The 15,145-nt window shown below is 54.8% G+C and carries 12 protein-coding genes; 11 read left to right on the plus strand and 1 reads right to left on the minus strand.

Annotated features, from left to right (window positions below; all coding sequences use genetic code 11):
- The first annotated feature begins 101 nt into the window (after positions 1 to 101).
- The 7 genes from M0D42_RS09065 to M0D42_RS09095 are packed head-to-tail and all read left to right on the plus strand — an operon-like array spanning position 102 to position 9,660.
- Positions 102 to 2,579: an FAD-dependent oxidoreductase gene (locus tag M0D42_RS09065; protein WP_265018289.1), complete on the plus strand. Its 2,478-nt coding sequence runs from the start codon at positions 102 to 104 to the stop codon at positions 2,577 to 2,579.
- Positions 2,576 to 3,715 carry an alcohol dehydrogenase family protein gene (locus M0D42_RS09070; protein ID WP_265018290.1) on the plus strand — a complete coding sequence of 380 codons (1,140 nt, stop codon included), beginning with the start codon at positions 2,576 to 2,578 and terminating at the stop codon, positions 3,713 to 3,715. Before M0D42_RS09065 ends, M0D42_RS09070 begins: the two co-directional genes overlap by 4 nt.
- A complete protein-coding gene (locus tag M0D42_RS09075) occupies positions 3,712 to 4,827 on the plus strand; it encodes a mandelate racemase/muconate lactonizing enzyme family protein (protein WP_265018291.1) in 1,116 nt (371 codons plus the stop codon). The genes M0D42_RS09070 and M0D42_RS09075 overlap by 4 nt, the downstream gene beginning before the upstream one ends.
- A gap of 27 nt (positions 4,828 to 4,854) precedes the next feature.
- Positions 4,855 to 5,958, plus strand: coding sequence for a mandelate racemase/muconate lactonizing enzyme family protein (locus M0D42_RS09080; RefSeq protein WP_265018292.1), 1,104 nt, complete (start codon positions 4,855 to 4,857; stop codon positions 5,956 to 5,958).
- A gap of 26 nt (positions 5,959 to 5,984) precedes the next feature.
- On the plus strand, positions 5,985 to 7,346 hold the full coding sequence (locus M0D42_RS09085) for an aminotransferase class III-fold pyridoxal phosphate-dependent enzyme (protein WP_265018293.1): 1,362 nt from the start codon (positions 5,985 to 5,987) through the stop codon (positions 7,344 to 7,346).
- Positions 7,347 to 7,385: 39 nt separating this feature from the next.
- A complete protein-coding gene (locus tag M0D42_RS09090) occupies positions 7,386 to 8,600 on the plus strand; it encodes an NAD(P)/FAD-dependent oxidoreductase (RefSeq protein WP_265018294.1) in 1,215 nt (404 codons plus the stop codon).
- Between the two features lie 31 nt (positions 8,601 to 8,631).
- On the plus strand, positions 8,632 to 9,660 hold the full coding sequence (locus M0D42_RS09095; RefSeq protein WP_265018295.1) for a GlxA family transcriptional regulator: 1,029 nt from the start codon (positions 8,632 to 8,634) through the stop codon (positions 9,658 to 9,660).
- 19 nt (positions 9,661 to 9,679) lie between these two features.
- On the opposite strand, the gene M0D42_RS09100 is transcribed toward M0D42_RS09095, so the two are convergent.
- On the minus strand, positions 9,680 to 10,573 hold the full coding sequence (locus M0D42_RS09100; RefSeq protein WP_265018296.1) for a LysR substrate-binding domain-containing protein: 894 nt from the start codon (positions 10,571 to 10,573) through the stop codon (positions 9,680 to 9,682).
- A 101-nt stretch (positions 10,574 to 10,674) separates the two neighbouring features.
- Here M0D42_RS09100 and M0D42_RS09105 point away from each other — a divergent pair, with 101 nt between their 5' ends.
- From M0D42_RS09105 to M0D42_RS09120, 4 genes are read left to right on the plus strand one after another with little or no spacing between them, the layout of a single operon-like run.
- A complete protein-coding gene (locus M0D42_RS09105; RefSeq protein WP_265018297.1) occupies positions 10,675 to 11,802 on the plus strand; it encodes a CaiB/BaiF CoA transferase family protein in 1,128 nt (375 codons plus the stop codon).
- A 23-nt stretch (positions 11,803 to 11,825) separates the two neighbouring features.
- Positions 11,826 to 12,659: an FAS1-like dehydratase domain-containing protein gene (locus M0D42_RS09110; RefSeq protein WP_265018298.1), complete on the plus strand. Its 834-nt coding sequence runs from the start codon at positions 11,826 to 11,828 to the stop codon at positions 12,657 to 12,659.
- Between the two features lie 10 nt (positions 12,660 to 12,669).
- Positions 12,670 to 14,085 (plus strand): MmgE/PrpD family protein, encoded by a 1,416-nt coding sequence (locus M0D42_RS09115; RefSeq protein ID WP_265018299.1) that lies wholly within the window; start codon positions 12,670 to 12,672, stop codon positions 14,083 to 14,085.
- Positions 14,085 to 14,924 carry an HpcH/HpaI aldolase/citrate lyase family protein gene (locus tag M0D42_RS09120; RefSeq protein ID WP_265018300.1) on the plus strand — a complete coding sequence of 280 codons (840 nt, stop codon included), beginning with the start codon at positions 14,085 to 14,087 and terminating at the stop codon, positions 14,922 to 14,924. The genes M0D42_RS09115 and M0D42_RS09120 overlap by 1 nt, the downstream gene beginning before the upstream one ends.
- The last annotated feature ends 221 nt before the right edge of the window (positions 14,925 to 15,145 follow it).

The raw sequence follows: 15,145 nt of genomic DNA on the forward strand, positions 1-15,145 counted from the left end.
TTCCATCCGAACGTACGTTTGTGTCATTTCGTGTTGACTTGGGTACAACTGAACCATTACCAAGTCCACTGAAAACTTCGACTCGAACAGGAAAATTTGCGATGTCCAAAAAAGAACTGCCCGCACGCGCAAAAGTCGTCATTGTCGGCGGCGGCGTCATGGGCTGTGGCCTGGCCTATCACCTAGGCCACGAAGGCTGGGGTGAAGAAACTGTGCTTCTGGAGAAAGCTGAACTGACCAGCGGCTCAACATGGCACGCAGCAGGTCAGATCACCCACTCCACCAGTTCTTATGGCCTTGGCAAAATGGTCGACTACAATATCGGCCTGTATTCCAAGGGGCTAGAAGAAGAGACCGGCCAGGCGGTGACGTGGCACGGCTGTGGTTCCTTCCGGCTGGCTTATACCGAAGACGAGATGGATTGGCTGCGCCACACGCTCTCAGTCGGCCGTGCGTTGGGTTTCAACATCGATTTGGTTGGTCCTGACTTCATCGCTGAAAAGCACCCATACTATAATCTCGAGGGCGTCATTGGTGCGCTTTACACGCCGGATGATGGTCACGTCGATCCGTCTAATGTGACAATGGCCATGGCTACGGGTGCGCGCCAAAAAGGCGTGCAGATCTTCCGCCATTGCCAAGCCACGAACATCACGCAGAACGATGCGGGCGAGTGGGTCGTTGAAACCCAGCAAGGCACCATCATCTGTGAACACGTAGTTAACGCGGGCGGCACCTATGCCCGTCAGATGGGCGAATGGTCTGACCTTCAGCTGCCAATGACGTCGATGACGCACCACTATTTCGTCACCGAAGATGTGCCAGAGTTCCAAAACCTCGAAAAAGAACTGCCTGTCATTCGTGATGACAAAATGGTCTCCGGCTACATCCGCATGGAGCAGAAGAAGGGTCTGATCGGGATTTACGAGAAAGAGAATTCCAACTCAGTCTGGCATGATGAATGCCCTTGGGAATACGAGAACTGGCTGTTCGAAGCGGATTATGACCGCGTCATGCCGTGGCTTGAGAACTCTCTGGAACGCATGCCTATTTTTGCTGAACTCGGCATCACCCGTGAAGTGCACGGCGCGATTTCCCATCCGCCAGATGGCAATCCAATGGTTGGCCCGGCACCAGGCGTTAAAAACTACTGGTGCTGCTGTGGTACGCAGATCGGCATCGGCTGGGGTCCTGGCCTGACTCGCGAGCTGGCTAAGTGGATGGTGCAAGGGTCTGCTGACATTTCGATGCGCGACTACGATCCACGTCGCTTCGGTGCCTATGCCAAGAAAGACTGGCAGGTCATCAAGGCACACGAAGACTACAAGCTGCGCCACGAGATCCCCTTCCCGCACTACAACCGGCTGGAAGGTCGCCCGATCAAACCGTCGCCGCTCTATGAGATCCTGAAGGACAAAGGTGCGGTCTATGAGGAGGTCTATGGCTTTGAACGCCCCCGCTGGTTTGCCACCAACGGCGTAGAGCAGCGCGACCACTACAGCTTCCGTCGCAATGTTGTGCATGACCAAGTCGGCGCCGAAGTTAAAGCCGTCCGTGAAAGCGTTGGCATCATGGATGTGACCGCCTTTACCAAAGTCGAAGTATCTGGCCCGGACGCTTACGCGCTGCTTGATCGTCTGACCGCCAATAAGATGCCGCAAAAAAACGGGTCTATCACGCTGACCCATATGCTGAACCGTCGGGGTCGAATCGAACTGGAAACCACCATCGTACGCATGGCGGATGACCGGTACTACCTTGTTTGTGCCGCCTTTTTTGAGCAACGCCTGCTCGATCACCTGACTCACAATCGTGCAGATGAGGACGCCACCATAAGGCCTCTTTCTGCTGGCTGGTCAGCGCTGTCCTTGAACGGACCGAAATCTCGCGATGTTCTGGCGCAATGCACAGATGCAGACCTCTCGAATGCTGGGTTCCGTTGGCTGAGTGCGCAGGAAATCACTGTTGCGGGTCACAAGGTCTGGGCCTTCCGCATGTCTTATGCAGGTGAACTTGGCTGGGAGTTCCACATGCCGGACGATGCCTGCGTAGATGTCTACACAGCGCTTTGGAACGCAGGTGAAGCCCATGGCATCGTCAACTACGGTTCCTTCGCGATGAACGCCATGCGGATGGAAAAAGCCTTCCCGGGTGCAGGCGAGCTGACCAATGAAGTCACGCTGCCCGAAGCAAATGTTGGCCGTTTCTATAAGCTCGACAAGGACTACCTCGGCGTGGTGGAAACCAAAGCCTCTGCGAAAGAAATGGAAGCCGGTAAATCGCCATGGGTCTGCGCTTATCTGGAAATTGAGCCGGATGGCATTGAAGACGGGCACGGTGGCGAAGCTGTGAAGGTCAATGGCGAGGTTGTCGGGGCAACCGCGTCTGTGGCTTACGGGCATACGGTCGGCAAAATTCTGGCCTTTGCCTACATCAAGCCACACGCTGCAGCGGCGGGCACCGAAGTTGAAGTCATTGTTGCCGGTGAACCGCGCAAAGGCCGCATCCTTGCCGAAGCTGCCTATGACCCGATGTCCGAGCGACCACGCGTTGACGCACCCGCGGCGGTGCCTGCATGAGCGCCGTTCCAAGCACCATGAAAGCTATGCTCCTGACGGGGCATGGTGGCTTGGACAGGTTGGTTTACAGCGACGTCGAAACACCCCGGCCTGAAAAGGGCGAGGTTCTGATCAAAGTTGGGGCCTGCGGCCTCAACAACACCGATATCAACACCCGCACCGCTTGGTACTCCAAAGCCAATGACACGGCTTTGGGCGAAGGCGCGAAAGAGGGATTTGCCGAAACCGATGATGCTGACAGCACATGGGGTGCGGGTGCAATCACCTTCCCGCGCATTCAGGGCGCAGACGCAGTTGGCGAAATCGTTGCCGTCGGCGCTGGCGTCTCTGATGCCCGCATCGGAGAGCGCGTGATGGTGGACCCATGGCTCCTGGGTCATGGAGATTGGCAAAACCCCGTAAACTCGGGCTATTTCGGTTCTGAATGCGATGGCGGCTTTGCGCAGTTCACCAAGGTGCGCGAGGCCAGTGCGATCAAGGTCACATCGGAACTTTCCGATGTTGAGCTGGCCACATTTGCCTGTGCTTATACAACAGCTGAAAATCTCGTTCAGCGAACTGCGCCCCGTCCCGGAGAGACCGTCGTCATCACCGGTGCGTCTGGCGGCGTGGGGTCTGCCGCAATTCAGCTGTGCCGCCTGCGCGGTTGCAAGGTGATTGCTGTCGCAAGCGTATCCAAAGCGGATGTGTTGCTGGACCTTGGCGCTGCGCATGTCATTGAACGCAGCACAGAAAATTTGGAAGCAGAAATCCGACACGTTGCAGGTGGACCTGTTGATATTGCCTTGGATGTCGTAGGTGGCGATCGGTTCATGCCTCTGATCAATGCGCTACGACAGGGCGGGCGATATTCGACCTCAGGCTGCATCGGCGGGCAATTTGCCCAGTTCGATCTGCGCCAATTGGTTTACAAGGATCTACAACTTACCGGAGCCACAATCTGCCCGCCGGGTACGATGCACCGTGTGGTTGGAATGATCGAAACCGGCGTCCTGAAGCCGCTTTTAGCAGCAATCTACAAATTGGAAGACCTGGCGGAAGCACAAGAAGCCTTCATCCGTAAATCGCATCTTGGCAACATCGTGGTGACGCCATGTGATACGTCCGTCGGGACCCACGAAGGAACCCCTACATGAAGATCATTCGCATCATGGTCTATCAATTGGATATGCCTTTATCGGAACCCTACTACCTCTCTGGAGGTCGCCTGAAGTTCGAGAAACTCGACAGCACCTTTGTGCGCATCGACACTGATGCAGGCATCTCCGGTTGGGGCGAAGGGTGTCCATGGGGGCACACCTATCTGCCCGCGCACGGTCCCGGTATCCGCGCCGGGATCGAAACATTGGCCCCATTCCTCATTGGAGAAGATCCGCGCAGCCTTAATCACATCAACCGTGTGATGGATGTGCAGCTGCCGGGTCATCCATATGTAAAATCTCCCATCGACATGGCCTGTTGGGATATTCTTGGGCAAGCGTCCGGCATGCCGCTGTGGCAACTGATGGGTGGCCATGAAGCCGCGGCTGTTTTGGTCAATTCTTCCATTTCAACGGGCTCACCAGAGGAAATGATCGCGCGGATCGAAAAGGCCGCAGCCAAAGGTTACACGGTGCATTCCGCCAAGGTTGGCGGCACCGATATCGGATTAGATATTGCGCGAATAGATGCCATATCGGCGGCGCTTCCTGAGGGCCACAAAGTCACGTTTGACGTAAACCGCGCTTGGCAACCGGCTGTGGCGATCGAGGTTCTTAACAGCACTTCGGCCCGCGATTGGGTCGAGCAACCCTGTGAAACACTGGACCAATGCGCCCATGTCGCGACCCGGGTTTCAAACCCGATCATGCTGGATGAGTGTATGCACACGTTCTCGGATCACCTCGAGGCGTGGAAGCGTGGTGCCTGTGAAGGTGTGAAGGTCAAGCCAAACCGCGTTGGTGGCCTGACCAAGGCGCTGCAAATCCGTGATTTCGGCGTATCTGTGGGCTGGCAGATGCACATTGAGGATCTCGGTGGTTCTGCTTTGGCGGATACTGCAGCCATCCACCTGGCGGCGTCGACACCGGAGGCCAACCGCCTCGCCAGCTGGCTGTGCCACTACCACCTATCAGTTGATCCGGTCCCGGGCCAAGGTGCGCGAAATGATCAAGGCGTGGCGGTTCCACCCAGCTTGTCAGGGCTGGGCGTGGCGCCGGACCCTGATCAATTTGGACCAGCAGTCGCAACGTACGAAACACGCGCTTGAAAGAGAAAAAACAAGGGAGGTCACGCAATGAAAATCACACGTATCACCGCTTGGGAGGTTCCGTTGACCTCCCATGAAACCTACTACATGGCGGACGGCAAAACCTGCGACACCACGCTTTCTGTCATTTTGCGGCTCGACACGGACACAGGCTTGTCCGGCTGGGGCGAAGTTTGCCCCATCCCGCACTATCTGCCTGCTTATGCAAAAGGCGTGATCCCGGCACTGGAAGAGATGGCGCCAGTTCTGATCAGTGCGGACCCAGTGGGGCCAGAAGCGCTGATGGAGCGGCTGAACAAACACCTCATCGGTCATGACTACGCGAAATCAGCCGTTGATACCGCGCTGTGGGATCTGACCGCTCAAGCTACTCAATTGCCACTCTATGCACTGCTTGGCGGACGGGCGGTGCAGGACATGCCGCTTTATCATTCCATCACCTGCGTCGCTCCAGACGAGATGGCCCGCATGGCGCGTGATGCTCAGGATCAAGGCATGACCCAATTCCAGGTGAAGCTTGGCGCAGACAAAAACTGGGAAGCCGACGTGGCGCGCCTGACATTGGTGCGTGAGGAAGTTGGTCAAGGACCACTGGTTTATGGTGATTGGAATTGCGGGTCGGACGCGCTGACAGCGACGCGTGTTGGGCGCGCGGTGGCTCATCTGGATGTGATGCTGGAGCAGCCCTGTGCCACCATTGAAGAATGCGCTCATGTACGCGCCGCTACCGGATTGCCCATGAAACTGGATGAAAGCGCGCGGGATGTCCCTTCCCTGCTCGCTGGTCACCGCGCGGGGTGCATGGACGCAGCCGCACTGAAGCTTTCCAAAATGGGCGGGCTTTCCAATATGCGCCGGACACGAGATCTTTGCCTGACGCTCGGCACTCAGATGTGCATCGAAGACACCTGGGGCAGCGACATCACCACGGCCGCAGTGCTGCATCTGGCTGCAGCGACGCCGGAACGGGGCATTATGAACACCTGCGACCTATCACATTATGTTGGCCCGCGCCTCGATCCGGGGGTGCCGACAAGAGACAACGGGCGCATCGCGCCACCTGACGGCATCGGTCTTGGCATCACACCTGACCTCGACACGCTGGGTCAGGCCCAAGCCATTATTGAATAACCATCTAGAACTATAGGGAAAAACCCATGGACGACCTCTCAAACGCCTTCCCCTCCCATGATCCGGAATGGGTACAGGAGATGCACGCAAACCACTATCTACAGAGTTGGTCCAAGCAAGGCGGCAAGCCGAGGGTCATCACCGGGGCCAGCGGGTCTTGGTTCTGGGACAGCGATGGTAAACGCTATCTCGATTTCCAATCTCAACTGGTGAACGCGAACCTTGGTCACCAGCATCCGAAGATTGTGCAGGCCATCAAAGATCAGGCGGACAAACTCTGTTACATCGGCCCGGCCATGGGGTCTGACGTTCGTTCTGAACTGGCAGCGTTAATGAACGAAATTACACCTGCCAATATTTCATCGACCTTCTTCACGACTGGCGGCTCTGCGGCGAATGAGACAGCCATCCGACTGGCGCGCCACTTCACAGGTCGCAATAAAATCATTGCGCGGTATCGGTCCTATCACGGCGCTACAGGAGGCACCTTGTCCTTGACGGGTGATCCGCGTCACCATCTGACCCGCGCCGATATGCCTGGGATCGTGCGGATGCTTGATCCTTATCTTTATCGCTTGCCGACAGGCCACACGGACCCTGCAAAATGTCCGGTCGCACAGGGTGGCCCGCATCTGGAAGAACTCTTGATGTATGAAAATCCGAATACGGTTGCGGCAGTCATTCTGGAGCCAATCGTTGGGACTAATGGAATTCTGGTGCCGCCAGATGGCTACCTGCAATCCATCAAGGAAACCTGCGAGAAATATGGCATCCTTCTGATCGCTGACGAGGTTATGGCGGGCTTTGGCCGGACCGGCGAATGGTTCGCCGTTGATCATTGGGGCGTTCAGCCAGACATCATTACGTCCGCCAAAGGCATCAACTCGGGCTACGTACCACTGGGAACAATGTCGGTCAGCACCGAGTTGCATGACTGGTTGCGCAATACGCCATTGCCTGGTGGTTTGACCTATGCAGGTCACCCACTGGCGTGCGCCTCGGGCGTGGCTGCCATCCTCGCAATGCAGGAAGAAGGCACCCTAGCCCATGCAACCGCCATGGGTGAGAAAATGCGCGCAGAACTGCACAAACTAGCCGAAAAACACCCGTCCATTGGCGACATTCGCGGAAAAGGCATGTTCAACGGTATCGAGCTCGTGAAAAATCGAGAGACTCGCGAACCATTGGTACCGTTTGCAGCAAAGGGCGACGCAGCCAAGCCAATGAACGAGATGATGAGCTTTGCGATGAAGAATGGCCTTTACCTGTCTTTCTACTCCAACGTTATCCGTCTGACGCCACCGCTCAACATCTCGGAAGAAGACATGATGACCGGCCTCGAAATTCTCGACCGCACATTGGGCATCGCTGACAAGGAATGCGCCTAAGGGCGCATTTCCAACCTTGGCTTTTAAAAGGTTATACAAATGACGGAAACTGGTGTCGTTATCGTAGGCGCAGGACAAGCTGGCTGCTCCGCAGCGGTCAAGCTGCGAAATCTGGGATATGACAAACCAATCACACTGATTGGTGAAGAACCCCATCCACCCTATCAACGCCCACCGCTGTCCAAGGCATACCTATTGGGTGAAATGTCGCGCGAGCGCCTGTTCTTACGTCCAGAGTCCTACTACGCAGAACACAACATCTCCCTGCGCCTCGGCGCAGAAGTTTCCGAGCTTTCCGCCAAAGACCGCACCCTGGTCTGCGGCGGGGAAACACTGAGCTTTGAGCATGTGATCCTCACTACTGGTTCCACACCACGGCGCCTACCAGAAGCCATTGGTGGCACACTTTCCGGCACGCATACTATCCGCGGGATCTCTGACATTGACGCCATTGCCCCAGAATTCGATTCAGGCCGCCGTCTGGTCATCATTGGCGGTGGCTACATTGGTTTGGAAGTGGCCGCCGTAGCGGCGAAGCTTGAGCTTGAAGTTACGCTGATCGAAGCCGCCCCCCGCATCTTACAGCGGGTTGCGGCACCTGAAACTGCTGATTTCTTCCGGGATCTGCATCAGTCCAAAGGCGTACGTATTCTGGAAAACACGCAGCTAGCGCGTGTTACAGGAACGGAAAAGGTAGAAGGTGTTGAACTCGCAAATGGCGAAGAGATCCCAGCTGATTTTGTGGTCTTCGGCATCGGGATCACGCCAAACACTAAGCTGGCAGAACAAGCGGGTCTTGAGGTGCTGAATGGTATTGTCACTGACAACAAGGGCCGCACATCTGATCCACGAATCTGGGCCGCAGGCGACTGTGCCACCTTGCCTTTTAAAGGCACTCAAATTCGTCTCGAAAGCGTCGGAAACGCCATCAATCAGGCCGAAATTATTGCCGCCAATATTGCAGGTACTGAAACTGTCTATGAGCCAAAACCCTGGTTCTGGTCGGACCAGTACGACGTAAAGCTGCAGATCGCGGGGCTGAACGCAGGCTATGACCAGACCATATCCCGCGAGGGTACCAATGGTGTGCTGTCAATTTGGTATTACCGAGACAACGCCCTGATCGCTGTCGACGCCATGAATGATCCGCGAACCTACATGGTCGCGAAACGATTGATTGAAAGTGGCAAATCTCCGACTCCCGAAGTGATCCGCAACCCAGAGACCGACCTCAAGGCGTTGCTGAAGGCGTAAGGCAGAACAGAGGAAGCGTGAAGAGATGTATTTGGCCCCAAATTCCAAGGCAACCTTCGGCGGCGAAAATGTTTCGATCGCGGCTAAAGCATGCCTAAAACGCCACTTCCGCTTTCTCCTTTTGCCCGGTGCCAATATGCTGGACTTTTCCGCGGCAATTGAACCGCTGCGCATTGTGAATTCGCTGCGCGCTGCACCAGAATATACTTGGTCTATCGTATCTGAAAACGGGCAGCCGATAACACTTTCAAATGGGATTTCATTACCCGTTGACGGCGCTCTGCTTGATACCGACGCTGCGGATGTTGTCGTCGTTTGTTCTGGCGAAGCTGGCTTTCTGGACGCTGATCCCAAAACGTTGCAGTGGCTGCGCAAGCATGCTCGATTTGGAGGGGCGGTTGCAGCTTTAGCCACCGGCGCGTTTACACTGGCTCGAGCCGGGCTTGCAAAAAGTGCAAAGTTGACACTGCATTGGGCGCAAATCCCGGTCTTTGAAGAAATCTTCCCGGATTTGGAATGCATGAGCTACCGGTCTGTTTCCGAAGGGACATTGTCCTATTGCGCAGGCGGAAGCGCGTGTCTCGACCTGACGCTTCAAGTGATTCAGGAAGACTTCGACCACGCAACGGCGCAACGCGTCGCGGAATTCTGTTTGCACGATTTTGATTGTGACGTCAGCCGAACTCAAAGGATTACGATTGCAAAACGGGTCGGCGGCCGACATCCAGCCATCACCAACATTGTTCAGAAAATGGAAGAGTCCATACATACAGCCCCTCTGCTGGAGGATCTTATCGGAGGCGAGAATATATCTCGTCGACAGGTTGAGCGTCTATTCAAACGATACCTTGGAACCACGCCGTCGCAGTACTTTCGAAACTTAAGACTTGATCGTGCTCGCTGTCTTTTGCTGGGCACGGATATGTCGATCATGGAAGTGGCCATCGCAACTGGGTTTTCCGGATATACTAGCTTTTCGAAACTTTATCGAAAGCGTTTTGGTGAACGCCCCTCCTCAGACCGCGGAGGCAAAATAAGCGGTAACGGAATGGCGCTTTAGCGCCCGCAAACCCAGAATGTTAGAGCTCTCGCTGCGTTTCGTTCATTATCCAGTCCCAGAAGGCCTGAACTCTTGGCTGGCGTTTTCGGTGTGACACAGCGCTCAGGAAATAACGAGGCGCTGGCGGCAAAGAATCTGAAGGGAGTTCAAATGGAATACACAGTCGCCCTTCAGCCAACATTCGGTCGGCATTTGCGCGGTTACCCAAGGCAACGCCGATACCACGCGCTGCAGCTTCAAATGCATGCAATGAATAACTGACAGAGAAGAACCGTTGATGCTTAAGCCAGCTCCGTCCTGCCAGAATTTTCTTCCAAGAGGTCAGTCGCCTTTCTGTTTCAATCAATGTCGCACCATTGAGATCTTCCAGAGACGTGATGTCTTTCATGGCGACATAACTTGCGCTGGCAAGCGGGACCAGTTCATCAGGCAAAAACTGTACAGAGACAAGATCGGGGTCGGGCTCAAACCGGTATTCTATAGCGATATCGATACTGCGTTCATCAGGATTGAAGGTCATCCGATCCAGAAGACGAATGTCGTATTCTGGAAACTGCTCAGAAAAACCTATGAGCTTGGGCATCAGCCACATCGTGGTCAGCGTAGGGGGCGCCGCAATTGTCAGAACTTCGCGCTGGGATTCCTGGGTGGCAACAGACGTCGCGCGTCCAATCGCTTCCAAACTGGGGCGCACTTCAGTCAGGTAATCCCGCGCCCTGTCTGTCAGCACGAGATTCCGGCCTCTGCGAATAAAAAGTGGGGCACCCAGAAAGCCCTCGAGCTTATCAAGTTGGTGACTGACCGCTGGTGGAGTGACATTCAATTCAGCCGCAGCCGCGCGAACGCCCCCAAGCCGGGCCACCGTCTCAAAAACATGCAGGGCATGCAGCGGGGGAAGTTTGTGAATCGCCATTCTGTAAGAAAATATTTAACAGAAATCACAAAATCAATAAATTTTCTTTCAATTTGCACCGCAGTAACCTGTGGCAAACAGCACCATGCATAGGTATCTAGATGAAACCGCTCAAAGACATTCTTGTGGTCTCAATTGAACAGGCCCTTGCCGCGCCGCTCTGTACTGCAAGGCTGGCAGAGGCAGGCGCTCGCATCATCAAAATCGAACGCGCTGAAGGAGACTTTGCGCGCGGATATGACGAGGCCGCGAAAGGCACCAGTTCCTATTTTGCCTGGACCAACCAAGGCAAGGAATCGCTGTCATTAGATTTCCGCACCGCTGAAGACGCAGCTTTGTTGGACAAGATTATCTCGAAGGCGGATGTATTCATTCAAAACCTGGCACCTGGCGCTATTGCCCGCGCGGGTTTTGGCTCCGCCAAACTGCGCAAAAAATACCCGCACCTCATTACTGTCGACATTACCGGTTACGGCGAGAGCGATGCAGTCAAACACCTGAAGGCCTACGACTTCCTAATTCAAGCGGAAACCGGGCTAACGGGCATCAGTGGCGGTGCAAATGAAATGGGCCGTATTGGAGTTTCCATTTGTGACATCGGTGCAGGCATGACTTGTCACGCTGCGGTTCTCGAAGCCTTGATGCGACGCGAAAAGGGCGGCGAAGGCGCTGCAATCGCTGTGTCTCTCTTTGACGTGGCTGCAGATTGGATGAGCGTACCGCTAATTCATGGTGAATACGGCAAGGGCGCGCCGAAACGCGTCGGATTGCGGCATCCGAGCATGGCTCCCTATGGTGCCTTTGAAACAAGCGATGGTGCCCTTACTCTGATTGCCATTCAGAATGAACGCGAGTGGCAAAAATTCTGTCAGGAAGTTCTGTGTTCTAACGTGGCAGGTGCAGATCCCCGGTTTGACTCTAACAACAACAGGGTCATCAACCGAGACGCGCTGGAGGCTTTGATCTCTGCCGTGTCGCGCGATCTAACGCTGGATGAATTCCGCAGCCGCCTCGCTGCTGCAAATATCGCCTTCGGTGGTGTCAACAGCGTTGATGATCTGGGGCAGCACCCAGCTCTGCGCCGTCGCGAAGTTCTGACCGAAGAAAGCGAAGTTGTCTCTATCCCTGCCGCCCCTATTCGCTGGATGGATGCGGAAGACTCTGCGCCATTGGCCAAGGCTCCCGCCATTAACCAACACGGCGCTGCTCTACGCGCCGAATTCACATAAATTAAGCAGAAGGATCAATTCCGATGTCGCAAGATGTATCGGCATGGATCGGTCGGTCCGAAACTCTGAATGACACGCTTCATGAGCAACCAGCCCGTTTTATGCAGACCACCATCGGTCGCGACGCGACTCTTCAAGATGGTGATGCGCTGCCGCCACTGTGGCATTGGCTTTACTTCCTTGAAGCCAAGCCACTTGGCGAACTGGGCCGCGATGGTCACCCAAGAAAGGGCGGCTTCCTGCCGCCCGTCTCCCTGCCCCGCCGAATGTGGGCAGGTGGTCGTTTTGAGTTTCATGCCGAAGCCCCCATTGGCGCAAAGGTCTCCAAGCGCTCTACGATCAAAAACATCTCTGAGAAAAACGGGCGAAGCGGTGCCCTGTGTTTCGTGACTGTGCTGCACCAGCTGTTCCTTGAGGACGGCACTCTGATACTGACAGAAGAGCATGACATCGTTTATCGCGAAGACCCGCATCCAGATGCTCCAAAGCCCACCCTGCCACAGGCACCAACCGATGCGGAAATTTCAGAAATCGTAAACCCGTCTCAGGTCATGCTATTTCGTTATTCCGCTCTGACATTCAACGGTCATCGGATTCACTATGACGTAGATTATGCCCGGTCAGTCGAAGGGTATGACGGACTTGTTTTCCACGGCCCGCTGACAGCAACCTTCCTGGTTGACCTGGCTGCGCGGACACTTGGTAAAGCTCCAAAGACGTTTGAATTTAGGGGTTTGTCACCGATCGCCGATCTTCAACCGTTCCACATTGAAGGCAACCGGGATGGCCACACGATGCACCTGTGGGCTCGACGCCACGATGGTGTCAAATCCATGCAAGCAACAGCAAATTTCTGAGATCAGATCAATGCCTGATACCTCTGTCGGGAATAACACCATGGCGAAACCAAATGTTCTGAACTTTTCCGAACGTCTTTCTGAATGGGCCACCCAAGACGATCTGGGTGTCGATCAGCATGTCAAGGAACAGGCTAGATTTACATTAATCGATACTCTGTCCTGCATGGTTCTTGGCGCCTCTGAGCGGCAAGCCGTTGCAGCATCCGAGGCAATGCTATTTGGCTTGCGACAGGGCTCTGTTCCGCCTGTGGGCGGGGGAGAGATGCTGTCTATCACCGGCGCGGCATTGTCCAACGGCGCACGCGCTGCAGCGCTGGATTTCGACGACTACGAGCTATCAGGTTCCAGCCACGCAAGCGCCCCGGTGCTGAGCGCGCTGCTCAGCCTGGCCCACAAGGTGCCTTTGACAATTGACCAGATGAGCGATGCATGGATTGTCGGGTATGAAACCATCATTTGGATGGGCAAAGCTTTGGGCTATGGCCACTACGACATTGGCTGGCATTCGACCTCCACCCTGGGACCGATCGGGACTGCGGCTGCGGTCTCTAAGGCAATGGGCCTCTCGTCACGCCAAATGTCGAACGCCATGGCTTTGGCCGCCTCTTCTTCCTCTGGCTTGCTGACCCAAATTGGCTATGACGCGAAGGCTCTGCACACAGGGCTTGCGGCTGAGGCCGGGCTACGTGCCGCGCTATTGGGTCGGGCGGATGCAACCGGGAACTGCAACCTGTGGGATTCCGAATTCGGCTTCACAAAGGTCTACGGCACACCTGAGTCTATCGGGTTCCGCGAAATGATGAAGACAATGGAGCTTGGCCAAGCGGTTAATCAGTATCCGGTTGTGCGCAAGCTCTGGCCCAGTTGCGCCTACACCCAGCGTGCCATTCACGGCGCAATCGCACTGAGCGATCAGATCGACAACACGGATGACGTGGATAGCATCACAATTCGCATGGCGGCGCCGTTCCACCGTGTTGCCGGTTTTGGCGTACCCAACAACGATGCCGAAGCGCGGTTCTCTGTGCGCTATTGTATTGCGGTTGGATTGACGGAAGGCAAAGTTCTACCCGAGGACTTTGGACTGCAGGGTTTTAACAACCCGGATCGCCGCGCGTTAACCGAAACCATCAAATTGGATCTCTATGATCTGCCAAAAGGCGATACAGGCGACATCGGCCCAACAACGCCTGAAAAGATAACAATCGAGTTCAAGGATGGCCGCGTCATCGAACAGGAGATGACATTTGTACCTGGGGGCCACGCCATGCCAATGAGCGAAGCGGACCTGATGCAAAAAGTCAGCGCCTGCGGATGCTCTGTGGATACCGCCCAGGCATACCTGACCGCGCCTGGAGATTTGCCGTTCATGGATAGCCGATTGTTGGACCAAATCTCCCCTGCAATGAAGGGAAAACCCTGATGACGAGCCTGCGCCTTAGATCCTTGCTATACGTCCCCGGACACTTAGAAGCGCTTGTTGCCAAAGCTGGCAAGACAGAAACTGATGTCGTGATCCTTGATCTTGAGGATGCTGTTCCACTCAGTAAAAAGGACAAGGCACGGCAGAGGCTCAGCCAGTCGACCGCAATCTTGTTCGAGATGGGCAAAAGCGTCGCGGTTCGGATCAACAATGACGACGCGATGGTCGAAGATGATCTGGAGGCAGCGGCAGCTGTAAGGCCTGATCTTTTGATTCTCCCAAAGGTGGAAAGCCAAGCCTTCGTCCGTCAGGTTGCACAGTTTTTGCATCATGAAGGGTGCAGTGACACCTCGCTGGTTGCGCTGATTGAAACTCCAATTGGACTGGTAAACGCTGTTGAAATTGCCGCGTCCCACGACAAGCTTATCGCGCTCAATCTCGGAACAGAAGATTTCAGCCTCGAGATGGGTATGGAACCTGAGTGGGACGGTCTGCTTTATCCCAGCCAACAGATTGTAATCGCTGCTCGGTCTGCAAACAAAATCCCATTAGGCTATGCGGGAAGTATCGCAAATTTTGGGAACATCGAGGCATTTGAGACAATTGTTCACCGATCTGCGAAACTTGGTTTTGAAGGCGGTTTTGCCATACACCCCAATCAGATACACACACTGAATTCAGTTTTCACCCCATCTGAAAACGACCGCATGCAAGCCCAACGGATCATTAAAGCCGCAGAGCAATCATTCGAACAAGGGCTGGGTGCCGTGTCATTAGACAATAATATGATTGATCGGCCTGTCATCGAAAGAGCGCGGCGTTTACTTAATAGATCTTAGCGCCAAATCTTTCGTGAACGTTCAGCTAAACGAGTTGCAACCATTAGTCTCAAAGGCTTTCGAGCCTCCGCCAAATCCAAACACAAAGCAATGCACACTTCGTTGCGCGATTAAAGAACATCAACCACCGACAAAGATCGAATTCAGACAAATTGGAAGAAGATTGTAAATGCAGCCAAGAATCGAAAGCTCTGGAAAGCAAGTTAAGCGGAGTATTTTTT

The organism is Cognatishimia activa (genome assembly GCF_026016445.1).
GTDB lineage: Bacteria > Pseudomonadota > Alphaproteobacteria > Rhodobacterales > Rhodobacteraceae > Cognatishimia > Cognatishimia activa_B.

Bases quoted from the DNA above. Each gene is read 5' to 3' on its own strand.
- M0D42_RS09100 (WP_265018296.1), bottom strand. From the start codon at position 10,573: ATGGCGATTCACAAACTTCCCCCGCTGCATGCCCTGCATGTTTTTGAG.
- M0D42_RS09065 (WP_265018289.1), top strand. From the start codon at position 102: ATGTCCAAAAAAGAACTGCCCGCACGCGCAAAAGTCGTCATTGTCGGC.
- M0D42_RS09120 (WP_265018300.1), top strand. From the start codon at position 14,085: ATGACGAGCCTGCGCCTTAGATCCTTGCTATACGTCCCCGGACACTTA.
- M0D42_RS09075 (WP_265018291.1), top strand. From the start codon at position 3,712: ATGAAGATCATTCGCATCATGGTCTATCAATTGGATATGCCTTTATCG.
- M0D42_RS09070 (WP_265018290.1), top strand. From the start codon at position 2,576: ATGAGCGCCGTTCCAAGCACCATGAAAGCTATGCTCCTGACGGGGCAT.
- M0D42_RS09090 (WP_265018294.1), top strand. From the start codon at position 7,386: ATGACGGAAACTGGTGTCGTTATCGTAGGCGCAGGACAAGCTGGCTGC.
- M0D42_RS09115 (WP_265018299.1), top strand. From the start codon at position 12,670: ATGCCTGATACCTCTGTCGGGAATAACACCATGGCGAAACCAAATGTT.
- M0D42_RS09110 (WP_265018298.1), top strand. From the start codon at position 11,826: ATGTCGCAAGATGTATCGGCATGGATCGGTCGGTCCGAAACTCTGAAT.
- M0D42_RS09085 (WP_265018293.1), top strand. From the start codon at position 5,985: ATGGACGACCTCTCAAACGCCTTCCCCTCCCATGATCCGGAATGGGTA.
- M0D42_RS09080 (WP_265018292.1), top strand. From the start codon at position 4,855: ATGAAAATCACACGTATCACCGCTTGGGAGGTTCCGTTGACCTCCCAT.
- M0D42_RS09105 (WP_265018297.1), top strand. From the start codon at position 10,675: ATGAAACCGCTCAAAGACATTCTTGTGGTCTCAATTGAACAGGCCCTT.